Source organism: Comamonas badia DSM 17552 (genome assembly GCF_000484635.1).
GTDB classification, from domain to species: Bacteria; Pseudomonadota; Gammaproteobacteria; order Burkholderiales; family Burkholderiaceae_C; genus Comamonas_C; species Comamonas_C badia.
Map to the genome: position 1 here is coordinate 100,498 of NZ_AXVM01000006.1, position 23,683 is coordinate 124,180.

The 23,683-nt window shown below is 65.1% G+C and carries 27 protein-coding genes and 1 tRNA gene; 9 read left to right on the forward strand and 19 right to left on the reverse strand.

From position 1 onward, the window contains the following. Positions 1-10 precede the first annotated feature (10 nt). Positions 11-1,465 carry a M16 family metallopeptidase gene (locus K320_RS0113475; protein WP_024539361.1) on the reverse strand — a complete coding sequence of 485 codons (1,455 nt, stop codon included), beginning with the start codon at positions 1,463-1,465 and terminating at the stop codon, positions 11-13. A gap of 29 nt (positions 1,466-1,494) precedes the next feature. Between K320_RS0113475 and ftsY the strand changes: the two genes are divergently transcribed. The 7 genes from ftsY (at position 1,495) to K320_RS18200 (ending at position 5,896) form a co-directional block, all read left to right on the forward strand. Next, positions 1,495-2,697 carry a signal recognition particle-docking protein FtsY gene (ftsY, locus tag K320_RS0113480; RefSeq protein WP_024539362.1) on the forward strand — a complete coding sequence of 401 codons (1,203 nt, stop codon included), beginning with the start codon at positions 1,495-1,497 and terminating at the stop codon, positions 2,695-2,697. 232 nt (positions 2,698-2,929) lie between these two features. Beyond that, positions 2,930-3,622, forward strand: a complete 693-nt coding sequence (locus K320_RS18195; RefSeq protein ID WP_051384925.1) for a site-specific integrase — start codon at positions 2,930-2,932, stop codon at positions 3,620-3,622. A gap of 50 nt (positions 3,623-3,672) precedes the next feature. Beyond that, the gene (locus tag K320_RS18425; protein ID WP_051384926.1) at positions 3,673-3,867 is read left to right on the forward strand and encodes a site-specific integrase; all 195 of its coding nucleotides are present in this window, start codon (positions 3,673-3,675) and stop codon (positions 3,865-3,867) included. Positions 3,868-3,913: 46 nt separating this feature from the next. Continuing rightward, positions 3,914-4,204, forward strand: coding sequence for a toxin-antitoxin system TumE family protein (locus K320_RS0113490; RefSeq protein WP_024539363.1), 291 nt, complete (start codon positions 3,914-3,916; stop codon positions 4,202-4,204). Next, the gene (locus tag K320_RS0113495) at positions 4,201-4,548 is read left to right on the forward strand and encodes an HVO_A0114 family putative DNA-binding protein (RefSeq protein WP_024539364.1); all 348 of its coding nucleotides are present in this window, start codon (positions 4,201-4,203) and stop codon (positions 4,546-4,548) included. Before K320_RS0113490 ends, K320_RS0113495 begins: the two co-directional genes overlap by 4 nt. A gap of 21 nt (positions 4,549-4,569) precedes the next feature. Beyond that, the gene (locus K320_RS0113500; RefSeq protein ID WP_024539365.1) at positions 4,570-4,917 is read left to right on the forward strand and encodes a hypothetical protein; all 348 of its coding nucleotides are present in this window, start codon (positions 4,570-4,572) and stop codon (positions 4,915-4,917) included. A gap of 274 nt (positions 4,918-5,191) precedes the next feature. After that, positions 5,192-5,896, forward strand: a complete 705-nt coding sequence (locus K320_RS18200) for a hypothetical protein (protein ID WP_051384927.1) — start codon at positions 5,192-5,194, stop codon at positions 5,894-5,896. A 158-nt stretch (positions 5,897-6,054) separates the two neighbouring features. Here K320_RS18200 and K320_RS0113510 read toward each other — a convergent pair. The 5 genes from K320_RS0113510 to tolB all read right to left on the reverse strand — a co-directional run bounded on the left by K320_RS0113510 (position 6,055) and on the right by tolB (position 9,580). Further along, positions 6,055-6,130 (reverse strand) — tRNA-Lys (locus K320_RS0113510). A gap of 4 nt (positions 6,131-6,134) precedes the next feature. Next, entirely contained in the window at positions 6,135-6,947 is an 813-nt protein-coding gene (locus K320_RS0113515; RefSeq protein WP_024539366.1) for a tRNA threonylcarbamoyladenosine dehydratase, read from the reverse strand. Beyond that, positions 6,944-7,708 carry a tol-pal system protein YbgF gene (gene ybgF, locus K320_RS0113520; RefSeq protein WP_024539367.1) on the reverse strand — a complete coding sequence of 255 codons (765 nt, stop codon included), beginning with the start codon at positions 7,706-7,708 and terminating at the stop codon, positions 6,944-6,946. The genes K320_RS0113515 and ybgF overlap by 4 nt, the downstream gene beginning before the upstream one ends. Before the next feature lie 13 nt (positions 7,709-7,721). After that, positions 7,722-8,231: a peptidoglycan-associated lipoprotein Pal gene (gene pal, locus K320_RS0113525; protein WP_029696142.1), complete on the reverse strand. Its 510-nt coding sequence runs from the start codon at positions 8,229-8,231 to the stop codon at positions 7,722-7,724. 53 nt (positions 8,232-8,284) lie between these two features. After that, positions 8,285-9,580, reverse strand: coding sequence for a Tol-Pal system beta propeller repeat protein TolB (gene tolB / locus K320_RS0113530; protein ID WP_024539369.1), 1,296 nt, complete (start codon positions 9,578-9,580; stop codon positions 8,285-8,287). A 117-nt stretch (positions 9,581-9,697) separates the two neighbouring features. Between tolB and msbA the strand changes: the two genes are divergently transcribed. After that, entirely contained in the window at positions 9,698-11,470 is a 1,773-nt protein-coding gene (gene msbA / locus K320_RS0113535) for a lipid A export permease/ATP-binding protein MsbA (RefSeq protein WP_024539370.1), read from the forward strand. Positions 11,471-11,473: 3 nt separating this feature from the next. Here the strand turns inward: msbA and K320_RS0113540 are convergent, their stop codons facing one another. Genes K320_RS0113540 through mltG form a run of 6 tightly spaced genes read right to left on the reverse strand, consistent with a single transcriptional unit; the run spans position 11,474 to position 16,041 of the window. Then, positions 11,474-12,154, reverse strand: coding sequence for an ankyrin repeat domain-containing protein (locus tag K320_RS0113540; RefSeq protein WP_024539371.1), 681 nt, complete (start codon positions 12,152-12,154; stop codon positions 11,474-11,476). Further along, positions 12,151-12,960, reverse strand: coding sequence for a TatD family hydrolase (locus tag K320_RS0113545; RefSeq protein WP_024539372.1), 810 nt, complete (start codon positions 12,958-12,960; stop codon positions 12,151-12,153). The genes K320_RS0113540 and K320_RS0113545 overlap by 4 nt, the downstream gene beginning before the upstream one ends. A gap of 43 nt (positions 12,961-13,003) precedes the next feature. Continuing rightward, positions 13,004-13,363: a PilZ domain-containing protein gene (locus tag K320_RS0113550; protein WP_024539373.1), complete on the reverse strand. Its 360-nt coding sequence runs from the start codon at positions 13,361-13,363 to the stop codon at positions 13,004-13,006. Positions 13,364-13,374: 11 nt separating this feature from the next. Continuing rightward, the gene (locus K320_RS0113555) at positions 13,375-14,403 is read right to left on the reverse strand and encodes a DNA polymerase (protein WP_024539374.1); all 1,029 of its coding nucleotides are present in this window, start codon (positions 14,401-14,403) and stop codon (positions 13,375-13,377) included. After that, the gene (gene tmk / locus K320_RS0113560; protein WP_024539375.1) at positions 14,396-15,055 is read right to left on the reverse strand and encodes a dTMP kinase; all 660 of its coding nucleotides are present in this window, start codon (positions 15,053-15,055) and stop codon (positions 14,396-14,398) included. The genes K320_RS0113555 and tmk overlap by 8 nt, the downstream gene beginning before the upstream one ends. Further along, entirely contained in the window at positions 15,052-16,041 is a 990-nt protein-coding gene (mltG, locus tag K320_RS0113565; RefSeq protein WP_024539376.1) for an endolytic transglycosylase MltG, read from the reverse strand. Before mltG ends, tmk begins: the two co-directional genes overlap by 4 nt. A 45-nt stretch (positions 16,042-16,086) precedes the next feature. On the opposite strand from mltG, the gene ygfZ reads away from it, so the two are divergent. After that, positions 16,087-17,004, forward strand: a complete 918-nt coding sequence (gene ygfZ / locus K320_RS0113570) for a CAF17-like 4Fe-4S cluster assembly/insertion protein YgfZ (protein ID WP_024539377.1) — start codon at positions 16,087-16,089, stop codon at positions 17,002-17,004. Positions 17,005-17,014: 10 nt separating this feature from the next. Here ygfZ and K320_RS0113575 read toward each other — a convergent pair whose 3' ends face one another. The 7 genes from K320_RS0113575 to K320_RS0113605 all read right to left on the reverse strand — a co-directional run bounded on the left by K320_RS0113575 (position 17,015) and on the right by K320_RS0113605 (position 23,682). Next, on the reverse strand, positions 17,015-17,740 hold the full coding sequence (locus K320_RS0113575; protein WP_024539378.1) for an ABC transporter ATP-binding protein: 726 nt from the start codon (positions 17,738-17,740) through the stop codon (positions 17,015-17,017). After that, complete coding sequence (locus K320_RS0113580) at positions 17,727-18,485, reverse strand: ABC transporter ATP-binding protein (protein ID WP_024539379.1); 759 nt, start codon at positions 18,483-18,485, stop codon at positions 17,727-17,729. Before K320_RS0113580 ends, K320_RS0113575 begins: the two co-directional genes overlap by 14 nt. Then, positions 18,482-19,429 carry a branched-chain amino acid ABC transporter permease gene (locus K320_RS0113585; protein ID WP_051384943.1) on the reverse strand — a complete coding sequence of 316 codons (948 nt, stop codon included), beginning with the start codon at positions 19,427-19,429 and terminating at the stop codon, positions 18,482-18,484. The genes K320_RS0113580 and K320_RS0113585 overlap by 4 nt, the downstream gene beginning before the upstream one ends. After that, entirely contained in the window at positions 19,429-20,301 is an 873-nt protein-coding gene (locus K320_RS0113590) for a branched-chain amino acid ABC transporter permease (protein WP_024539381.1), read from the reverse strand. Before K320_RS0113590 ends, K320_RS0113585 begins: the two co-directional genes overlap by 1 nt. A gap of 123 nt (positions 20,302-20,424) precedes the next feature. Beyond that, entirely contained in the window at positions 20,425-21,687 is a 1,263-nt protein-coding gene (locus K320_RS0113595) for an ABC transporter substrate-binding protein (RefSeq protein ID WP_245593889.1), read from the reverse strand. A gap of 136 nt (positions 21,688-21,823) precedes the next feature. Next, on the reverse strand, positions 21,824-22,711 hold the full coding sequence (locus K320_RS0113600) for a YbgC/FadM family acyl-CoA thioesterase (protein WP_024539383.1): 888 nt from the start codon (positions 22,709-22,711) through the stop codon (positions 21,824-21,826). Beyond that, positions 22,708-23,682, reverse strand: coding sequence for an alpha/beta hydrolase (locus K320_RS0113605; protein WP_051384930.1), 975 nt, complete (start codon positions 23,680-23,682; stop codon positions 22,708-22,710). Before K320_RS0113605 ends, K320_RS0113600 begins: the two co-directional genes overlap by 4 nt. Position 23,683 lies beyond the last annotated feature (1 nt).

Sequence of the window (23,683 nt, forward strand, 5' to 3'; positions counted from 1 at the left end):
CCCGCTTCCTTTACCGTATCGCACCCTGAGCGCCGCCCTGGGTGCCGCCTGGAGCGGCTGCGCGCGGCTTGGCGCCCGCGGCCACGGGCTGCGGCACCAAGGTACCGACGGTGAGCTGGTCATCGCCGAAATAGCGCTCGGCCACCGATTGCACGTCGGCCGGCGCGACGTGCTGCAGCAGCGCCAGCAGGCGGTCGTCCGCATCCAGCGGTAGCCCTTGAATCCAGTTGCTGCCCAGGTCGCTGGCCTGGCCGCGCAGGGAATCGCGGGCGTAAATCGTCGATGCCGCCCATTGCGCCTTCACACGCGCGAGCTCGGCGCTGCTGACGCCGTCCTTCGCCACCCGCGCCACCTCGGCGCGCAAGGCGGATTCCACGTCGGCCGCGCTCTTGCCCTGCGCCGGCACGCCGCTCAGCATGAACGTTGCCGGCCCGCGCCCGAACACCGAAGCCCAGGCCCCGGCGCTGTCGGCCACGCGGTCAGGTCCCTGGGTCAGCGCGCGATCGAGCCGCGCGCCGTCGTAGCCGCTGAGCACGGCCGAGAGCACGAGCAGCGAAAGTGCGTCCCTGTCCGTGGCACCAAGGTCCTGCAGCCTGTGCATCGCGGGGATATGAAACGCCAGCGCCACATAGGCCTGCTCGGCCGGCGCCTTCAAGCTGATGCGCCGCATGCCCTTTTGCCCGGGTTCCAGCTGGGGCTTGCGCGCCGGCAATACCTGCACCGGCAGCCGGCCATAAATCTCCTCGGCCCAGGCGCGCACCTGCTGCGGATCGACGTCGCCGGCAATCACCAGCGCGGCATTCGCCGGCGTGTACCAGGTGCGGTAGAACTGACGCACATCATCGGGCTGCAGATTGTCCAGATCGTTCATCCAGCCAATCACCGGGTGGTGGTAGGGCGATGCCATGAACGTGGCGGCGTTGAGCTGCTCCATCAGTGCCGCACGCGGCTGATCATCGGTGCGCATGCGCCGCTCTTCCTTGATGACCTCGATCTCCTTGCGGAACTCTGCATCGGGCCACTGGTTGTGGGCAAAGCGGTCGGCCTCCAGCGCCATCACGTCCTTGAGGCGGCTGGCCGGAATCTGCTGGTAATAGCCGGTGTAGTCGCGCGTGGTGAAGGCGTTTTCCTGCCCGCCCAGCTGCGCCACACGGCGCGAAAACTCGCCGGGCGCAAGCTTGGCGGAACCCTTGAACATCATGTGCTCCACCACATGCGCCACGCCCGTCGTGCCATTGACCTCGTCCATGCTGCCAGTGCGCACCCAGAGCATCTGGATCGCCGTCGGCGCGCGATGGTCCGGCTGCACGATGAGCGGCATGCCATTGGCGAGGCGAAATTCCTGCGCGCCGGACGCGGTGGTGACCAGCGGTGCCGCACCGCCAGAGGGCGCGGCGGGCTGCGGCGGCGCGACGGTGCTGCAGCCAGCGAGGAAAGCCGCGCAAAAAAGAAGGGTGTGTTTCATAGAATGCCTGCGATTCTAGAAACTTCGCAATGTTCAGCTTTTTCCGAAAAAAGACCGCCCCGGCGGCGCCCACCCCTGTCCCTGAGCCGACCGCTGCCCCTGGGGCAGAGCCGGCACCGCCAACCCCACCCGCCGCGCCTTCCGTTGCCGCCCCGGCGTTGGCGCCGTCGCCAGCTCCGGTCGCTGCCGCCACAGAGCCCACGCCAGCGGCAACACCTGAGCCGGCACCCGTCGTCGCCGTCATTCCTGCAGCCGCTGCAGCGCCCACGCCTGCACCGGTTCCCACGCCTGAACCCGCGCCCACGCCTGCACCAGAACCCGCTGCCGCCCCGGAGCGCAAAGGCTGGCTCGCCCGCCTCTCCGCTGGCTTGCGCAAGACCGGCAGCAGCATCACCGGCGTTTTCACCGGCACGCGCATTGACGATGCGCTCTACGAAGAGCTGGAAGACGCGCTGCTGATGGCCGATACCGGCGTCAAAGCCACGCAACAACTGCTCGAAGCGCTCAAGCGCCGCGTCAAGGAGACAAAAGCCACCGACCCGGCGGCCGTCAAAACGCTGCTCGCGGACTGCCTCACCGAGCTGCTCGTTCCGCTGGAAAAATCCCTGGCCATAGGCGCCCACCAGCCCACCGTGATCATGGTGGCAGGCGTGAACGGCGCGGGCAAAACCACCTCCATCGGCAAGCTCACCAAGCACCTAGCCGACCATGGCGAAAGCGTGCTGCTGGCGGCGGCCGACACCTTCCGCGCCGCGGCGCGCGAGCAGCTCGGCGTCTGGGCCACGCGCAATACGGTGGAAATCGTCAGCCAGGAAGGCGGCGACCCGGCCGCAGTCAGCTTTGACGCCGTCAGCGCCGGCAAGGCCCGCGGCAAGGACGTGGTGCTGGTCGATACCGCCGGGCGCCTGCCGACGCAGCTGCACCTGATGCAGGAGCTGCAGAAGATCAAGCGCGTCATCACCAAGGCCGACGCCAGCGCACCGCACGAGGTGCTGCTGGTGATCGACGGCAACACCGGCCAGAACGCGCTGGCGCAGGTCAAGGCCTTCGACGATGCGCTGCAACTCACCGGCCTGATCGTCACCAAGCTCGACGGCACGGCCAAGGGTGGCGTGCTCGCCGCCATCGCGCAGGAGCGCCCGGTGCCGGTCTACTTCATCGGCGTGGGCGAGAAGGTGCAAGACCTGGAGACCTTCAGTGCACGGGAGTTTGCGCAGGCGCTGCTGGCCTGAGACGAGGCGATGGCCCACGATTACGGCAGCCTTGCGGGCAACAGATCCACCGCACCAAGCCGGATACTTGCCAAGATGCAGGAGCGCGTGAAGAACCTGCAACACAGGTGAGGCGCTGGCCGAGCAGTACCATGCCCGCCGGGACGATGGCGGCATCCTCGCCATCAAGGCCGAGGCGCAGCAGGCCAAAGCAGCAGCGGCGCAAGCCCAGGTCGAGGCGCGGCAATTCACCTTGGAACACCTGCTGGGCGACTATGCCGACCACCTGGAATTCCAAGGCCGTCGATCCCATGCCGACGTGCGCAGCATCGTCAAGTTGCACGTCGTGAAGCCCTGGCCCAGGGTGACCAGCCTGCCCGCCAATCAAGTCTCTGGCGAGCAGATTGCGGACATGATGCGGCGCGTAGTGGAGCTGGACAAGGATCGCACTGCCAACAAATTGCGCAGCTACGTTCGGGCGGCATACCAGACTGCGAAGGCTGCGCGCTCCAAGGCGAGTATTCCTCTTCGGTTCAAGGCGTACCACATCACGCATAACCCGGCGGCAGATACCGAGCCTGATGAATCGGCCAATTGCGCGGACAAAAACCCGTTGAGCGTGCAGGAGCTGCGCAGCTACTGGCAGGCCATCATGGGCATGGACGGTTTCAAGGGCGCAGTCTTGCGCCTGCACCTGCTGACGGGCGGGCAGCGCATCGAGCAATTGGTGAACCTGCGCACTGCCGATATTGCCGAGGGCGCAATCACGCTCTACGACGGCAAGGGCAGACCGGGCAAACCGGCGAGGCCGCACACCATCCCACTGATCCCCGAGGCGGCGGCGGCGCTGCTGGCCTGCCAGCCCCGGGGCACCTACGCAATCAGCACCGATGGCGGAAACACCCACCTGGCCGCGACCACCCTGAGCGCGTGGGCGGTAGGGTAGAGGCCGCAGCAGGCATTGATGGTTTCCAGACCAAGCGCATCCGATCCGGCGTGGAAACCCTGCTGGCCAGCGCCCGCGTGAGCTCAGACATTCGAGGCCGCCTGCAGTCCCACGGTATCGCCGGGGTGCAGGCGCGGCACTACGACGGGCACGACTACCTTGATGAAAAGCGCGAAGCCCTGGCGCTGCTGCTGCACCTGCTGCAAGAACAAAGCGCCAATGTGGTGCATATCAAAACGGCCTGAACAGGCCCCTTGACACCACCATGCAAATTATGGTTTCATACACCATATGAAGGCACGGCGCATTTTTTACGACAAGGCGCTGCTGCCCGATGGGGCGATTGTGGAAATGGTCATATGGCAGTTGCCTGCACCATCGCCCGAGCGCCCGCATGGACTGAAATACAGCCTGTTCTATGGCCGCGATGGGCGGCGCATCGTAGCTTACGACAACGAGCGCGGCAAGGGTGACCACAAGCATATCGGCGCGGTGGAGAGCCCCTACCACTTCACCAGCGTGGAGCAGTTGGTGGCCGATTTTCTGGCGGACGTGCAGCAGGCCAATGGAGGTGCATCATGAACAAAGTACAGGTACACGTCGGCAATCTGGCCGACATGGGCGCGCGCTTTGCAGGCGCGTGGAACCGTGCGGCGGCTGGCGAGCAGGTGAATGAAAACCACGTCACCTTTCTGGACGTGCAAACCATGCTCGACACCTTGACACCCAAACGCCTGGAACTGCTGCGCCACGTGCACCGGCAGGCCGCAGCCAATGTGCGTGAGCTGGCCCAGGCGCTGGGGCGCGATTACAAGAACGTGCATGGCGACGTGGCCATCCTGGAGGCCGCCGGGCTGCTGGTGCGCGAGGGCGGCAAGCTGACCGCGCCGTGGGAGCAGGTGCAGGCTACGGTTTCGCTGGTTTGAGCGCTGCACGCCGGGGTTGACGTGGTGCACCCCGTACTTGAATCCGCCAAAGCGCTGCGCAGCCTCGAACACCGGCTTGAACTGCGGCACCCGCTCGCCAGGTTGCGCATGGTGCCTACAGTCTTGTCCCACAGCGATACTCAGAAACAGCAAAGTGTGAGAAGGCAGCTTGTCCAGCGCTGCATTGATAACGGTGTTGACCGTGCCATCAAACGCACTGGTGATGGAGCCAAAGCCGGTGCCGTCCTCGTCAAACGGGCCCTCTTGCAGTTGCCAGCAGTATTCATCCCACAAATGGCGGGTTGCAACATCGCCAAACAGGCCGACGGTATCCATGTCCTGCAAGGCTGCAATCACAGCATCAACTAACCGGGATAAATCTGATTTGGCACTGACACGCACGGCGGCCATCAGGCGGTCGTGGTCATCCGCAAGGATTTCTATGGTGTCTGACATCGGTGTCTCCATCAGCGTGGTGTTGATTGCATGGGCAGGATTGAAAGTTGGTACAGCGCCAAATCGACCAAAACCGTCTAGGGTTTGCCAATGCTGGGCAACGCTCTCAGCATCAGGGAAATTTTCGGTGAATGATGAAGATCATGGACGGATGTTTCAGCAAGTGGCGTGAGATTTTTGAAGGGGCATGAAGATGGCAACCAGCAAACTCACCTCCAAGAAAAAACCAGCAAGTGACCCGAAGGTTCTGGAGGTTGTGGAAGTGCCTGACGAAAATCATTCCGTGGCGCTGGCAAAGCTGGTGACGGATGGCACATCCACCGCTGCAACGCTGCAAACCTATGCTGGCGCAGGCCCCGAGCTTGGAATCACCGAACTGGTGGCAGCGATGCGCAAGGCGGGAGCTGAAACAGTTGCCGGAAACTTTGGCCGCATCGAGCGCATGCTCACACACCAGTTCATGACACTGGACGCGCTGTTCAACAATCTGGCGCAGCGCTCAGGACGGCAGGAGTCTTTCAAGGGTATCGAGGTGCTGCTGCGCCTGGCCCTGAAAGCGCAGTCTCAGGCACGCACGACGGCGGAGACTCTGGCGCTGCTGAAGAACCCATGCCCTATATCCGGCAGGCGAACATTGCGCAGGGGCCGCAGCAGGTCAACAACGGCGCTCCCGCGAGCGCGGGAGAAACACAAAGCAAACCAAACGAACTATTGGAGCACCACCATGGCAAACGGCTGGACTGTGGAACGCAGGCAACGGCAGGCCGAGCTGATCCGGCAATGGCAACCGTGGGAGCAAAGCACCGGCCCGCAATCCGCCGAGGGTAAAACGCGATCCTCACGCAACGCCTGGAAGGGTGGCTACCGTCAGCAACTGCGCCAGCTTTCCTAGGACTTGCGCCAGGAACTGGCCGATATGCGCAGGTTCAACGACATGGCGCGGCGGTGAATGTCGGCTTAAAGGAGGGCATCGCGCCTAAAACTGTCACCAGACTGTCACCAAGAAAAAAGCGCACTATGCAAAACATAGCACGCTTTCCTTGTCTGTATTGGTGGGTCGTGCGTGACTCGAACACGCGACCAACGGATTAAAAGTCCGCTGCTCTACCGACTGAGCTAACGACCCAAATTCAACCAAGCCTGCGATTATAAGTGGCTTTTCGCTCTTTCCTGGCTACCAGGGCCCGCATCGCCCAGCCTGCAGCGCACATGCCAAACGTGGCCGTCACCGCAACGCTGGAGCCATAGCCATGACAATTGAGCGTGCCATCAGGCGCCGCCACTGCGCACGATGCATCTGGCGGTGCCACGCTCTCGCGGCTGAAGACGCAGGGAATGCCGATCGGGTGGCCATCACGCGCCGCGCCATGGTGGCGCCGCAGGGCGTAGCGCAGCTTGGCCAGCAGCGGATCGTGCGTGACAGCCGCAAGGTCGTCCACCTCCACGCGTTCGGCCTGCTGCTTGCCACCAGCGGCGCCGACGGTGATGAAGGGCACGGACTCTTGCAGCGCCCAGGCCGCCATGGCCGTCTTCGCGCGCACCTGATCACAAGCATCGATGACGGCGTTCACGGCGTCCGGCAGCAGCAACTGCCAGTTGTCGGGCTCGACGAAGTCTTCCACGCAATGCACGGTGCACCCGGGGTGGATCAGTGCAATGCGCTCGGCCATGGCGCAAACCTTGGCCTGACCCACGGTGGTGGACAGCGCATGCACCTGGCGATTGATGTTGGACTCGGCCACATGGTCCAAGTCGATCAGCGTGATCTGCCCGATCCCGCTGCGCGCCAGCGCCTCTGCTGCCCACGAGCCGACGCCCCCGATACCCACCACCACGACGTGCGCACCCTGGATGCGGGCTGCGCCGACGGCACCGTACAGACGCTCCAGCCCGGCAAAACGCCGGGTGAGATCCACCTCGGGCTCGAAGGCAGGGGCCGTCACTTCAGGCGCGACAGCCGTTCCTTGGCCGCAGTTGCCGCCTCGGACTGCGGGTAGACGCGGATCAGGTCCTCCAGCGTCTTGCGCGCGCCCTTGGTGTCCTTGAGTTCGACCTGGCAATTGGCAATGGACAGCGCCGCTTCCGGAGCGCGCGCGTGGTCAGGCGCGCTGGCCAGCAGCGCCTTGAAGTTATCGATGGCCGCCTGGTAGGCGCGCGTGGCGTATTGCGCGTTGCCAAGCCAGAAACGCGCCGAGGGCAGGTAGCCGGACTGCGGGTACTTGCCGACAAAACCCTGGAATGCCGTCGCGGCATCGGCAAATTTGCCGGTGCGGAAAACCGCCAAGGCAGCCTCGTAGTCGTTCTTTTCTGCGGGCTCCGCCTTGAATTCGCGGCCGTCCACCTGCACGGTTTCGGGTTCGAACTTGCGCAGTCGGTCGTCAACGCTCTTGGCGACATCTTTCTGGCGCTGCTGCAGATCGGTCACGTCGCGGCGCAGCTTTTCGTTCTGTCCGCGCAGATCGGCAAGATCGCCACGCAGCGATTCGATCTGCGCCTGCAGGTCGAGCAGGCTGCGGCGCAACTGCGCGGAGTCATCGCCCGACCGCTGGCTGCCCTGCTGCAGCTGATCGATGCGCTGGCGCATCTCCAGAATGGCCCGGCGCGCTTCATCGTCTTCAAACAGCGCCGCATGCGCCGCCGATGCGCCCAGCGCCAGCAGCGCGCATGCGACGGCCAGCCACCAGCGTAGGGTCAATCGCTGCATGCACCCGCTCCTTTCAGTGGTAGGTCAGCTCAACGCGGCGGTTCTTGGCGAAGGCCTCTTCAGAAGAGCCTTGCACCGCCGGCTTTTCCTTGCCGAAACTCACCGCTTCCATCTGCGATTCCGGTACACCCAGCAAGCCCAGCGCGCGGCGCACCGCGTCGGCGCGCTTCTGGCCCAGCGCCAGGTTGTACTCGCGCCCTCCGCGATCGTCGGTATTGCCTTCCAGCGTCACGCGCGTGGCCGTGTGGCTCTTGAGGTAGCGCGCGTGGGCATCGAGCACGGACTGGTATTCGGGCTTGACCGAATAGCTGTCAAAGCCGAAATAGAGGATGCGCGCCACGCCAACCGGCCCCTGCGCCGTGCCTTGCGTGGCGTTCAGATCGACCGGAGCCACGCCGCTCTGGCTTGCGCCGTTGCTGCCGCTGGTAGATGCCGCACCCTTGTCTTCAACCGGCGGCTGATTGAGTTTGACGCCCGAACTGCAGCCCACCACCAGGGCAGCTGCCACCAGGGCCAGAGACATGCGGTTGATACCAAAATTTTTCACGTTGAACTCTCGCTTGTTTGAAAAAGAAATCATTGCTTCTGGAAAGGGCCCCACGCCGGCTCGCGGATATCCCCGCTCTGCCCGGCAAGCCTGGCCTTGATCTTGCCGTCCAGCGTCGTCGTCATCAGCATCTCCTTGCCCTGCTGGCGCGTGGCATAGACGATCAGCTTGCCATTGGGCGCAAAGCTCGGGCTCTCGTCCTCGGTGGTATCGGTGATGGCGTTTGTTGTGTGCGACTTGAGGTCCATCACATGCAGCTTGAACGCACCATTGACGCGCGCGATGTAGGCCAGCCACTGCCCATCGGGGCTGATGGCGGGCGAGATGTTGTAATTGCCCTGGAAGGTGATGCGCTCGGGATTGCCGCCGTTGGCACCGACGCGGTAGATCTGCGGCGAACCGCCACGATCGCTCACAAAATAAATCATCCCGTCACTGGAGTAGATCGGTTCGGTATCGATGCCGGCGCTCTGCATCAGCCGCGTGGGCTCTCCCCCGCTGCTGCTGATGGTGTAGAGCTGCGAGCCGCCATCGCGGCTGAGCGTGACGGCCAGCGTGCGGCCGTCCGGCGCCCAGGCCGGCGCGCTGTTGGAGCCGCGGAAATTGGCGATCAGCCGCCGCCGTCCGGTGGCGATATCGTGCACGTAGACCACGGGCTTGCGCGACTCGAACGACACGTAGGCCAGTTGGGTACCCGAAGGCGACCAGGCGGGCGAAATGATGGGCTCGGGGCTGGAAAGCGCCGACTGCGCATTCTCGCCATCGGCATCGGCCACCCACAGGCTGTAGCGATTGCCCACCTTGGTGACGTAGGCGATGCGGGTGGAAAAAATGCCACGCTCGCCAGTGAGTTTTTCATAGATGTAATCCGCAATGCGGTGCGCCACCAGGCGCAGATCGGCGCGGGTGACGGTGTAGCTCTGACCACTCAGATCCTGCCCGCGCACCACATCCCAGAGGCGAAAGCGCGTATCCCAGCGTCCGTCGGCCAACTGGGTGATGCTGCCCACGCTCAGCGCATCGGCCTTGCGCTCGCGCCATTGCGACAAATCGGGGCGGGAGGTTTCATCCAGCTGGGCACCGGACGCATCCACACCGATGAAGCGCCCGCTGCGCTCCAGATCGGCCAGGACGATCTGCGAAATTTTCTGCGGCGAGGCTTCCTCGCCCCGCAATGGCGGGACGGCGACCGGCATCTGGGTCAGGCCTACACCGGTGATTTCAACGCGAAATTGCGCCATTGCCGGTGCCGCGGCAGCGAGCGCCGCAGCAGCCAGCCACTGGCGCCTGGAAGGGGAGAGCTGGGAGGGGGGGGCAGAAATCATCACAAGCAGTGACTCGCAAAAGCCTTCAGACAAAGCGTTGAATGTTACACATAGCGTAGCAAACCATGTGACAAACTGTGCCGCTCAGCAACCACCCCAACGTAAAATTTGCAATCAATGCAAGACCATGATTCTACTGCGAGCCCGCTGGCGCCGCCGGCCCAGCCGCTAGGCATGCGCCTCAGGCGTCTGCGGCCCTACTTCGGCGACCAGCGTCTGGAATGGATCGTGGCCCTGCTCACCACGATGGTGGCGGCGGCTACCGAACCGCTGATCCCGGCACTGCTCAAGCCCCTGCTGGATGAGGGATTCACCGAAGGATCGCTGCCGCTGTGGCTGGTGCCCGTGGCCATCATCGGCGTGTTCCTGATTCGGGGCGTGGCGCAGTTCACGGGCAAGTACGCACTGGCGCGCATCGCCAACGAGGGCATGGTGCGCCTGCGCGCGGCACTCTTCGACCGTTTGCTGGCTGCCCGCATGGACATCTTCGAGCGCCAATCGGCCAGCACGCTCTCCAACACCGTGGTGTATGAAGTGCAGAACGGCTTCACCGTGCTGGTGCAGGCGGTGCTGGGCGCATCGCGCGACGGGTTTACCGTGATCGCGCTGCTGGGCTACCTGCTCTACCTGAACTGGCAATTGACGCTGATCGTCGCCTTCATGGTGCCAGCGGTGGCCTGGGTGATGACGACGCTGTCCAAACGCCTGTACCGCATCACCCGCGCCAGCCAGGGCGCCACCGACGACCTGGCCTATGTGGTCGAAGAAAACGTGCTCGCGCACCGCGTGGTGCGGCTGCACGGTGCGCAGGCGCAGGAAGCAAGCCGCTTCGGGCTGCTGAGCGAGCGGCTGCGGCAGCTGGCGATGAAATCCACCGTCGCCTCGGGCGCCATGACGCCGGCCATCCAGCTGCTGGCCGCCGCCGCATTGTCCACCGTGATCTGCATTGCGTTGTGGCAGGGGCGCGGCAACAGCGCGCAAGCCGTGAGCGTCGGCGGTTTTGCGGCCTTCATAGCGGCCATGCTGATGCTGATTTCTCCCATCAAGCGCCTGGCCGATATCGCCAATCCGATCACGCGCGGCGTTGCGGCCCTGGAACGCGGGCAAAGCCTGCTGGACAAGACACAGCCTGAAGACGAAGGCAATTACCAAGGCGGGCGAGCCCGCGGCGCGATCGAGCTGCGAGACGTGCGCGTGTGCTACGGCGGCAAGCAGATCTTCGCGCTCGACGGCATCACGCTTGCCGTGAAGCCGGGTGAAGTGGTGGCGCTGGTAGGCCCATCGGGGGCGGGCAAGAGCACGCTGGTCAACCTGTTGCCGCGATTCATCACGCCCGATGGCGGCAGCATCACGCTGGACGGCGTGGCGCTGCAGGATTGGACCCTGCGCAGCCTGCGCCAGCAATTTGCGCTGGTGAGCCAGGACGTGGTGATGTTCAACACCAGCATCGCCGCCAACGTGGCGCTGGGCACGACCATTGACGAAGCACGCGTGCAGCGCAGTCTGGAAGCGGCCAACCTGGCCGAGCATGTGGCGACGCTGGCACAGGGCATGCATACCGAGGTGGGGCACAACGCCACGCAGCTCTCGGGCGGACAGCGCCAGCGGCTGGCGATTGCGCGCGCGCTCTACAGGGATGCGCCCATCCTGATCCTGGACGAGGCGACCTCGGCGCTGGATACGACGTCGGAGCGCCTGGTGCAGCAGGCGCTGCAGCGGCTGATGCATGGGCGCACGACACTGATCATCGCGCACCGCCTCTCCACGATCGAGCATGCCGACCGCGTCATCGTGATGGAGCATGGCCGCATCGCCGAGCAGGGCACGCATGCCGAGTTGCTGGCCGCTGGCGGGCTGTATGCGCGGCTCAGGTCGGCTGGGCACCCGTAGCCACTACCACTGCCCCTTGTTGGGCCGCTGCTGCTGCAGGGCGCGCACGATGTCCTGCACCAGGCCGTCGCGCTCGGCCTTGCGCGCGAAGTCGGCAGCCGTGAGGCCCAGCTGGTTCTTGATCGTGGGATCGGCCCCCTCCTGCAGCAGCAGACGGGCGACGTCGATCTCGCCGTATTGCGCCGCCATCATCAGCGGCGTGGTGCCGTTGGGCGAGCCGGCGTCGATGTAGGCCGAATGCTCCAGCAGCAGACGCACCATGGCCTGGGCGGTATCCGCACTGCCGCTGGCGGCGTAGTGCAGCGGCGTCCAGCCCGTCTTGTTCACGTCGGCGTCGCGCGCGATCAAGGTGCGTGCCGCCTCCAGATTGCCGCGCAGCGCCGCCATCATCAGCGCGCTCTCGTCCTTGGCATTGCGCGCTTCGACCTTGAGCTTGCGATTCGCCAGAAGCACGGCTGCCACCTTGCGTGAATCCTTGTCCAGCGCAACGATGATTGCCGGCTGGCGGTGGGAGTCGCGCGCGTTCGGATCAAACCCGCGGCGCAGCAAGTCTGCGATCGTGCGGTCGTCGTCCAGTTCGATGGCCTTGAAAAAGTCTTCATACGCGCCTGCGCTGGCGACCGGTGCCAGCAGCGCCAGCGATGCCAGCGATGCCAGGAGCAGCAGACGCCTGCGCGCCGTCACGCCGCCGTGCCTTTCAGGAAAAGCCGCTCGAAGTTGCGGCTGGTGGCCTGCGCAATCTCGGTGATGTCCACGCCGCGCACCTGCGCCACCTGCTGCGCCACATACGGCACATAGGCGGGGCTGTTGGGCTTGCCGCGCATGGGTACGGGTGCCAGGTAAGGGCTGTCGGTCTCGATCAGCATGCGGTCGATCGGCACGAAGGCCGCCACTTCGCGCAGATCCTGCGACTTCTTGAAGGTGACGATGCCGGAAAACGAAATATGGAAACCCAGATCCAGTGCGGCGCGCGCGACTTCCATGCTTTCGGTGAAGCAGTGAAACACGCCGCCGGCACTGCCCGCACCGCCGTCCTCGCCTTCGTCCCGCAGGATGGCGAGCGTGTCTTCGCTCGCGCTGCGCGTGTGGATCACCAGCGGTCGGTCCGCCCTGCGCGCGGCGCGGATGTGCATGCGAAAGCGCTCGCGCTGCCATTCAAGGTCTGCCACGCTGCGGCCGCCCTTGCGTTCATCGAGCTGGTAGTAGTCCAGCCCGGTTTCTCCCACCGCGACGACACGCGGCAGCACCGCCAGGCGCGCAAGTGCCTCGGCACTGGGCTCGGTCATGTCTTCGGTCTCGGGATGTACGCCCACGCTGGCCCAGAAGTTGTCATGGTCAAGCGCGAGCTGGTGCACCTCAGGGAATTCCTCCATCGTGGTGCAGATACACAGCGCACGGTCCACCTGTGCCTGCGCCATCGCCGCGCGGATGGCGCTCAGCTGCGGACGCAGCCCGAGGTCGTTCAAATGGCAGTGGGAATCGACAAACATGGTTCACGCCGCACGCAGGCTGCGTGCCAGGTGGCAAGGGCATTCAAATGGTCTGCGTCGGCTTGTCCGAACCCAGCAGCGCGCCGAGGATTTCCTCGATCTTGAGCTTGAGCTGACGCGCCTTGTCGTCGTCCGGAAAACGCACGCCCACGCCTTGGGTGCGGCCGCCGCCGGCGCGCGCGGGGTTGACCCACGCCACCTTGCCGGCAATGGGGTAGCGCTGCGGCTGCTCGGGCAGCGAGAGCAGCACGTAGACATCGTCACCCAGCCGGTATTCGCGCGTGGTCGGCACGAAGATGCCCCCTTCGGCAAACAGCGGGATGAACGACGCGTGCAGCATCGCCTTGTCCTTGATGTTGAGCTGCATCACGCTGGGGCGCGGTGCATTGGCGGGGGTAGCCATGTCGGTGTGTGTCAGCGGCGGTTCGAGTGATCGGAGTTTAGGGCATGGCCCAGAGTTTCGCGCGCCTGGGCGGTGAGGGCTTCGAGCATCAGGCCCGCGTTGAAAGGATGCTCTGCCGTGCGTGCCTGCTCGCGCAGCAGCGCGGCCCAGCGGGTGAGCACGGAGATGGAGGGCAATCGCGCGGGCGGCGGCAGGTCCGCGGCGGCGAAGTAGCGCGGCGCGGCGCCCACGCGCTGCGCCAGCGCATCGTGGCAAAGCTTTTGCAGCACCTCGACCGCCCGCGGCGGTTCCATGCCGGCCAGCGCCGTCGCATCGCCGCGCGCGAGCGCCTGCGGCAGGCGCGCCCATACCTGCGGACTGCCGCCGGCCTGCGCCTGCACCAGTGCATCCGCCGGCCGCCCACCTGCAGCACGCAGCCACACCGGCGCAGCATCCGCCGCCACGCCCTGCGCGACCAGCCAGGCCCGCGCTTCGGCCTCTGCAGGCCACTGCAGGGCATGGGCCTGGCAGCGGCTGCGGATCGTGGGCAGCAACTGGTGCGCGGCCTCGCTCGCCAGCACGAAACGCACGTCGCCCGGCGGTTCTTCCAGGGTTTTGAGCAAGGCATTGGCCGTGACGGCATTCATCTGCTCGGCCGGGTACACCAGCACCGCCTTGCCGCGCCCGCGGGCGCTGGTGCGCTGGGCAAACTCCACTGCGTCGCGCATTGCATCGACGCGAATTTCTCGGCTGGGTTTGCGCTTTTTTTCGTCGATGTCAGTCTGGGCCTTTTCCGGCAGTGGCCAGCCCAGCTGCTGCATCTGCACCTCGGGCATGAGCACGCGCAGATCGGCATGGGTGCGCACCGCGATGCCGTGACAACTGGCGCATTGGCCACAGGCGCCATGGGATGTGGGTGCATCGCACAGCCAGGCGCGCACCAGCTCCAGCGCCAGTGCGTATTGCCCCAGCCCCGAAGGGCCATGCAGCAGCCAGGCATGGCCGCGCTGCGCCAGCAGCTGGCCGCGCTGGCGCGCAATCCAGGGGGCCGCTTCAGCCATGCGGACCTGCTCCCAGCCAGCCGCGTGCCGCAACGGCCGCCAGCACCTGCGCAGCCACCTGCTCGCGTTCCAGTGCAGCATCGATGCGGGCAATGCGCTGCGGTGCCTGCGCTGCGCGATCGGCATAGCCCTGCGCCACACGGCTGAAAAACGCCAGCGGCTCGGACTCAAACCGATCCGGCGCGCGTGCATCCGCCAGCCGCGCTGCGGCCACCATGGGGGGCAGGTCAAACCATAGCGTCACATCCGGGCTCAACATCAAATCGCCATTTAGCCCAATACCAGTCTGTACCAATAGCTCCATATATGATAGTACTTCACCATCAAACCCGCGCCCTGCGCCCTGATAAGCAAAGGTGGCGTCCGTGAACCGGTCACACAACACCACCTGACCCTTGGCCAGCGCCGGGCCAATGACCTGGCGCAGATGGTCGCGCCGCGCGGCAAAGGCCAGCAGCACCTCGGTCAGCGCATCCATGGGTTCGTGCAGCAGCAGTTCGCGCAGCTTTTCGGCCAGCGGCGTACCGCCGGGCTCACGCGTCAGCACCACCTCGCGCCCGGCGCTGCGCAAGGCGTCGGCGAGCAGCGCGATATGCGAGGATTTGCCCGCACCATCGATGCCCTCGAAGGTGATGAAGAGCCCCCGGCTCATTTGCCGCCCCGCTGGTAGCGATTGACCGCCTTGTTGTGCTGGTCCAGCGTGGCGCTGAACTGGCTGCTGCCATCACCACGCGCTACAAAATACAGCGCTTTCGTGGACTCAGGCTGCACGGCTGCCAGCAGCGCCGCGCGGCCCGGCATCGCAATCGGCGTCGGCGGCAGGCCGGCGCGCGTGTAGGTGTTGTAGGGCGTGTCGGTCTGCAGATCGCGTTTGCGCAGGTTGCCATCGAACTGCGCGCCCAAGCCGTAGATCACGCTCGGGTCGGTCTGCAGCAGCATGCCCGCGCGCAGCCGGTTGATGAAGACGCCGGCGATTTGCGCGCGGTCTTGCGCGCGGCCGGTCTCCTTCTCCACCAGGCTGGCCAGGATGAGCGCCTGATCAGCCGATGCGAGCGGCAGGCCCGGCGCGCGCGCCGCCCACGCGGCATCCAGGCGCTTGTCCATCTGCCGCATCGCGCGGCGCAGTACCGCGATATCACTGCTGCCCTTGGCGTAGGCATAGGTGTCGGGAAAGAACCGGCCCTCGGGCGACACACCCGCACGCCCCAGGGCAGCCATCAGCGCGGCGTCATCCATGCCCCGCGTATCCGGCTTGAGGCTGTCGGCATGCGCCAGCGCCGCGCGCACCTGGCGCATGTTCCAGCCTTCGATCAGCATGACGGTGCGCATGGTGGCATCGCCGCGCACCAGCTTTTGCAACAACTGCACCGGCGTCGTCCCGGCGGGAATCTCGTAATTGCCCGCCTTGATCTGCCGATCTTCGCCTGAGAGCCGAAACCACAGCCACAGCAGGCGCGGCGGCACCTGCAGGCCCGCCTGCGCCGCCGCCTGAGCGACGGCGCGCGGCGTGGCGCCAGGCTCCACTTCAAGTTCGATCGCTGCTGCGCCGCCCGACGCCATTGGCGCATGCAGCCACCAAGCGGCTGCACCCGCCACGGCAGCGGCAACGAAAATCAGCACGAGAAAAAAACGGCGCATCGCGCATCAGCGGGCGAAGAGGCAATCGGTCATCATAATGGACACATGCCGCACGCTACGCCCGCGCCTGTCGAAGACGCCACCCTGCCGACCCACTTGGGCGTTATCCAAGCGAGAGGGCCGGATGCGGCCGATTTTCTGCACAGCCAGTTGACGCAGGACATGCTGCATCTGGGCGCCGGCCAGGCGCGCCTGGCCGCCTACCTCTCTCCCAAAGGCCGTGTGCTCGCCAGCTTCCTCGTGCTGCGCACGGACCCGCAGGAATTCCTGCTGGTATGCCACCGCAGCGTGCTGGCCAGCACGCTCAAGCGCCTTGCGCTGTTTACGCTGCACGCACAGCTGACGCTGCACGACGCCACGGAAGGCATGCAGCTCTTGGGCTTGCTGGGCGGCACCGCACAGTCGCTGCTGCCTGCCGGTGCCAATCCCGGCCTCTGTCAAACGCTTGGCAGCGCCCACGCTGTGGCGCTGCATCCAGCGGATGGCTGCATGCGTGCGCTGTGGCTCGCACCCGCTGGCAAACCTCCTCCTGCGGCACCTGCTGGCGATGCGGCGCAGTGGCTTTGGAGCGAAGTGCGCAGCGGGGTGGTGACGATCAGCCAGCCGGTCGCCAATGCCTTCGTGCCGCAGATGCTGAACCTCGAATCCGTGGGCGCCGTGGATTTTCACAAAGGCTGCTATCCCGGGCAGGAGGTGGTGGCGCGCAGCCAGTTTCGCGGCAGCGTCAAGCGCCGCACCTATCTGGCACACAGCCAGGGCGCGCTCGCCGTGGGCGACACCATTTTCCGCGCAGAGGACAGCGTAGGCACGGTGGTGCAGGCAGCCCCATCGCCCCATGGCGGCCACGCTGCCCTGGTCGTGCTGCCAATCGATGGCACGGAGGGCGAACTGCGCACTGCGCCATCCAACGGTGCGCTGCTGCAGATCAAGCCCCTGCCCTACACCTTGGCAGCCGGCCTCTGACGGCACGGTCTCAATCGTCGGGGAACTCCCACTTCTGCGCGCTGGCGCCCGCCAGTTCCTGCACGCGCTTCTCGTCCCGGCCGAATTCCGCGGCCGGGCCGCTGTACGTGATGGTGCCGCGATCCAGGACGTAAGCCCTGTCGGCAATCTCGGTGGCCGCACGCACGTTCTGCTCGATGAGCAGCACCGAGGTGCCGGCGTTGCGCGCCGCGACAATCACCTTGAAGACGTTCTGCACGATGATGGGCGCCAGCCCCTGCGAAGGCTCGTCGAGCAGCAGCAGCCTGGGATTGAGCAGCAGCGCACGGGCGATGGAGAGCATTTCCTGCTCGCCTCCTGATAGCTGCCGCCCCATGTGGCGCTTGCGCTCCGCGAGCCTTGGGAACAACTCGTAGACGCGGGCAATGTTCCAGTGCCCTGGCCGATCCATCGGCACCTTCAGATTTTCCTCCACCGTCAGATGGGAAAACACGCGCCGCCCTTCGGGCACGAACCCCACGCCCAGCTGGGCAATGCGAAACGAGGGTAGCTGCGTGGATTCGGTCCCGAATATCTTCACCTGGCCCGATCGCGCCGGGGTGAGCCCCATGATGCTGCGCAGGGTGGTGGACTTGCCCGCGCCATTGCGGCCCAGCAGCGTCACCAGCTCGCCCTCGCCGACTTCCAGGTCCACGCCATGCAGCACATGGCTCTTGCCGTAGAAGGTGTTCAGTTGATGGACTTCAAGTGCCTTCACGCTTTTCCCCAAGGTAGGCCACTTGCACCTTTTCGCTTGCGGCTATTTCGTCCGGCGTGCCCCGGTCGAGCACTTCGCCCTCTGCCAGCACGGTGATGCGGTCAGCCAGATTGAAGATCACGCGCATGTCGTGCTCGACGAGAACAATGGTGAGCTTGTGCTTGCGATGCAGCCGCCGGATCAGCACCGCCGTGTCGAAGGTCTCCTTGGTTCCCATCCCCGCCGCGGGCTCATCGAGCAGCAGCAGCTTGGGGTTGGTCGCCAGCGCCATCATGATTTCCGTCGTGCGCTGATCGCCATGCGACAGCTCGCCCACATTGCGGTCGGCATTGGCGCCCAGGGCACCCAGCTCCAGCAGTTCGTCCACACGCGCCTCGGTGGCCGCGGTCTGCCCGCGCCTGCTGAACAGCTGCAGCCGCAGGCCCTGCGTGATCTCCACCGCGATGCGCAGGTTCTGGCGCACCGAAAGCTCAGGAAACACTTCGGTGATCTGAAAGGTGCGCGCCATGCCCATGCCGACGCGTTCGTTCGGCGGTACTGCCGTGACATCGACGCCATCAAACCAGATGCTGCCGGCCGTCGGCCGGTAAAAGCCGCTGATCATGTTGAAGAACGTCGTCTTGCCCGCTCCGTTGGGGCCGATGATGGCGTGCAGCTCACCGGGCTCGACGCTGAGGGAGACATCCTTGACGGCGGCCAGCTCGCCGAAGCGTTGCGTGACGCTGCGCACTTCAAGCAGGCTCATGATGCTTTCCTCTGCAGGAGCCCGGCGATGCCGCGCGGCAGGAACAGCACGACCAGCACGAACAGCAGGCCGATGTAGAACATCCAGTTGTCGGTGATGCTGGAGAGCGAATCCTGGGCCACCACGAAAATCGCCGCGCCCAGCAAGGGCCCCCAGAAGGAGCGCATGCCGCCGATCACCGCCATAAGCACGAAGTCGCCCGATTGCGTCCAGTGCAGATCGTGCGGGTTGACGAAGTTGTTGAGCAGGCCATAGAGCGAGCCCGCCACCGAGACGAACAGGCATGAAATCGTGTAGGCGATCCACACATGGCGATTGCCGGGAATGCCCAGAAAGGTGGCGCGCCGCTCGTTCTCGCGCATGGCCAGCATGGAACGGCCGAACGGAGAACGCAGCACGATACCCATCAGCACGGCGGCGCTGGCAAAGACGGCGAGCACGAAGTAGTAGAAGGTCGCGCTCGACGGCAAGTCGATCTGGCCGAAGCCGAAGTTGATCGGTAATCGCTGAAAAGTCAGCCCGTTGTCGCCGCCGGTGACGGCATTCCAGCGAAACGCGATGAAGAAAAACACCTGCCCGAAGGCGATCGTCGCCAGGGCAAAGTAGATTTTGCGCAGGCGCGACAGCAGATAGCCGATCAGCGCCCCGGCGGCCGTGCCCACGATGATGCCCGCCAGCAGCCCCACGGGCGTGCTGGGCACCAGGTGTTTCATGATGAGCCCGGTGGCATAGGCGGCCACGCCAAAGTAGGCGGCATGCCCGAACGCGTTGATGCCGGAATGCCCTACCAGCAGATTGGTCGCCATGGCCGCCAGCCCTATCACCAGCACGCGGGAGGCAAGATCCACATAGCCACCCACGGCCGCCACCCATAGCGGTATGGTCAGCAGCACCAGCCAGAGCAGGGCTACCAGGACGAGATTGGGGGAGTTCGGACGGTGGATCACAGCTTGGTCCCGCCTTCCTCGCCAAACAGGCCGTAGGGGCGGAACAGCAGCACCAGCGCCATCATCACGTAGATGGTGGCCTCCGACGCGGACGGAAAGAACACCGTCACCACGCCCGCCGCCACGCCGATCAGCAAGCCGCCGAAGAGCGTGCCGACCAGGCTGCCCAGCCCCCCTACGATGACCGCCACGAAGCTGGGCATGATGAGCTGGTCGCCGATCGTCGGCGTGAGCCCCAGCATGCCGGCCGCGAGCACTCCGGCCAGCCCCGCAAAGAAGATGCCCAGGCCGAAATTGAGGTTGCGCAGGATGCGCACATCCACGCCCAGCGCCGAGACCATTTCAAGATCCAGCGTACCGGCCCGGATGCGCATGCCCAGGCGCGTCTTCTTCAGGATCAGGAACAGCGCAGCCACCACCACCGCAACCAGCACCACCATGAAGACCCGGTAGCCGGTCAGGAAGAACAGCGTCGAGCTGAGTGGCGATTGCAGCACCTCAGGCACCTTGAAAGGCAAGCCCTGCGCACCCCAGATCATGCGCACTGAATCCTGGATGACAAACGCCAGGCCAAAGGTCAGCAGCAGGCCGTAAAGCGGGTCACGGCTGTAGAGTGGCCGGATCAGCACCCGCTCCACCACAATGCCTATCAAGGCCGTCAGGAACGGAGATATGAGGAGAGCACCCCAGAACCCCAGGTAGGGCTGCAGCGTATAGCCCAGGTAGGCACCGACGGCCAGGAAGCCTCCGTGGGCGAAATTGATGACATTCGTCAGGTTGATGATGAGGGACAAGCCCAGCGCCATCAGCGCATAAAAGGCGCCGATCACCAGGCCATTGAAGATGTTCAGAAGTACCAGTTGGGTCACGCGGGCTCTCCATCCGACCACGCCGCGTGCGGCCTGCCATGCATCCGGCAGATTCGCTGCGGCACAAGACGGCTCCCGCGCGGCAATCGGCGCGGGAGCCGTCGGCTCAATGGCTTGTGGCGCTCAACTGGGCCAGGTCATCCGGCATCCGGTCTCCTCGACCGTCGGCGCAATGGTCTTGCTCTCGATGACTTCATCGATCTTGAAAAGATCGTCGGGCGCGCTGCCCGTGGCCTGCGCATGCCCCGCCCAGAGCGTGCCGATCAGGAGATGCTGATCGGCACGGAAGGTGGCCGGATGCGGCTGCAGCGCCACCTCCGGCGGCAACGTGAAACCGTTCAACGCCTTTGCCATCTTCACCGGCACCAGGGACTTGGCGGTGTTGGCCGCCAGCGCGCAGGCATGGATGGCGGTGAAGCCAAACCAGGTACGCGCCGTAGGCACGCGGCCGGTCTTCTTCTTGATGGCCTCCGTGAACGCCTGCACATGCGCCACGCCGGGCTGGTTCCAGTACCACTCGATCACCCAGTTGCCGATGCGCGCGTTCTCCGGCAGCGCCTCCAGCGTTTCCAGCTCGATGTTGGCGCCAGCGATGTGGAATTTCTTGTCCAGCCCGAACTGCACCGCCTGCTTGAGCACATTGGTCTGGTCTTCGCCGTTTTGCAGGATGACGATGACATCCGGGCTAGCCGCCTGCGCCTTGATCAGGTAGGAGGAATATTCGGTGGTTCCCAATGGGATCAGGTCGGTGCCCACATTGGTCGCGCCCAGTTTCTTGAGGTTGACGTTGTAGGCCTCCAGCAGCCCGTGGCCGAAGGCGTAATCGGGCACGAGGAAGTAGAACTTCTTGCCAAAGCGCTTGACCAGCGACGGCGCAATCGCGTTGACCAGCAGGGTGGTGGAGGGGTCCACCTGAAACACGTTCCAGTGGCATTCCTTGCCGGTGATCGGATCGGCGTGGCCGCCCGGGTCCATCAGGAAAACCCCTTTTTCATAGGCCACGGCCGACATCGCCATGGTGAGCCCCGAGTTGACGTTGCCCACCAGAAAATCCACCTTGTCGCGATCGATCAGCTTGCGCGCCTTCTGCACGGCGACGCCTGCGTCACCGCTGGTGGAGTCTTCGACGATCAGCTTGGCCGGCCGCCCAAGAATGCCGCCCTTGGCATTGATCTGCTCGACGGCGAGTTCCATGCCATGCAGTTCATTGCGCCCCGTGATGGCATAGGTGCCTGTCAGCGGGTTGTCCACCCCGAGCTTCACCGGCTGGTCGCCCTGGGCCTGCACGATGGCCGGGAAACCCATAGACATGCCACCCAGGGCTGCCGTGGTCTGCAGGATTTTGCGGCGCGTGATGGCTGCAAAAGAGGCTTTGTCCATGCTCATGTGTCTTCTCCGATCCATTGAATGGTTCATGTGAAGAGGTGTGCACGCTGATTGGGCGTGTGCGCCCCATGCCGTGCCCACACGCTGGAAAGTCCCAGTGGCAGACGGACGCAGTATCTGCCGTCACATCGCACCGTCAATGCTGGATTACCCGATCGTCCCAGCGCAGCATTTTGCGCATGGTGATATGGGCTATGCCCGCTTCGTCAAACACCTCGCCCTCAGCGACAAAACCCGCACGCCGATAAAAGCCTTCCGCATGGCACTGGGCATGCAGCAGCACACTGGCATCGCCCCGTCCCTGCGCGGCCCGCACCAGCGCCTCCAGCAGCAGCCGTCCCCAGCGCTGGCCACGCAAGGCACGCGCCACGGCCATGCGGCCGACGCGGGCTTCGCCGTCTTGCGCGGGCAGCAGGCGTCCGGTAGCAACGGCCACGCCCAGGCGATTGAAGGCCACCGCATGCACCGCCACACGATCAAGTGCATCCATTTCGACCTCGGGCGCAACCCCCTGCTCCTGCACGAAAACAGCCGTACGAAGCGGGGTGGCAGCCGCGCCCAGTTCCTGCCAGCTACCGACACGCAGCTCGGCCATCTCGTTGCCGGCTTCAAAACTCTCGATCACCGCACGCAGCGCGGGCGGCACATCCTTCTTGGTCTGCGTGGCCGGGTCGGCAAAGACGTAGATCAGCTCCACCGCGACCAGCAGCGCAGCACCGCGAAAGATGCCGCATTCAAACACCATGGAGCTCGCTCCGATGCGCACGCAGCGCATGCCCACATCGATGATGTCATCCAGCAGCGCCGAGGCGTGGTATTCCACGCTCGCCTTCTTCAGGTATACATCGCCGCCCAGAGCATGCATGGTGGCTTCATAGGGCAGTGCCAGCGCGCGCCAGTATTCGGTCATGGCGCAGTCCGCGTAAGTGAGGTAATGCGCATTGAAAACAATGCGCTGCTGGTCGATTTCAGACCAACGCACGCGCAGACGCAGGTGGCAACGGTAATCGCGAGGGGTTTTCATGGTGCTTGCTCCAGTCCAAAAGCCTTGCGCAGCGCACGCGCGGCATCGCGATGCGCCTGGCGCGCCTGAGGCAGCGCGCGGCCCATCTTGATGAATTCGTGCGTCACGCCGCGGTAGATGTCCAGGTCCACCGCCACGCCTGCCATCCGCAGCCGATCCGCCCAGGCAATACCTTCATCGACCAGCGGATCGAGCTCCGCCAGACCGATCCACGCGGGCGCCACGCCATCGACATCGGGCGCGAGCAGGGGGGCAAAACGCCAATCCTCGCGCTGGCTCTCGTCGATGTAATTGGCAAAGAACCAGTCAATCTCGGCCTTGCCCAGAATGGGACCGTGCGCAAAACGGGCATGCGAGGCGGTTTCCTGGTGCGCCGCAGTGCCGGGATAGAAAAGCAGTTGCAACGCCAGCTGGAGCCCGGCATCGCGCGCCATGAGGGCGCCGGCGGCCGCCAGCGTGCCGCCGGCACTGTCGCCGCCGATGGCAATGCGCGCCGGGTCCAGCCACAAATTCCGGGCGCTTTCTGACAGCCAGGCCAGCGCATCCCAGGTGTCGTTGCTCGCCACCGGAAAGCGGTGCTCCGGCGCCAATCTGTACTCCAGCGACAACACCGCAGCGCCGCTCAGATGGGCCAGTTCGCGGCACAACACGTCGTGCGTGGCGATGCTGCCTATCGTGAATCCTCCGCCATGCAGGTACAGCAGCACTGGCGCCACGCCCTCCTGCGCGCCGCCATACAGCCGGGCAGGCATCAGTGCACCATCGCGCGCCGGGATGGCGAGTTCCTCCACCCGCGCCAGTTTTGCCGGCGTGATTTCCAGCACGCCAGAGCCTGCCGCGTACGCAGCGCGCGCAGCTTGTGGTGTCAATGTGTGCAACGGCGGGCGCGCAGCGCGGGCCATGCCCTGCACCACAGCGCGCATCTGTGGCGCCAGGGGCAAATCGGGGAATACGGCAGGTGCGTGGTTCATG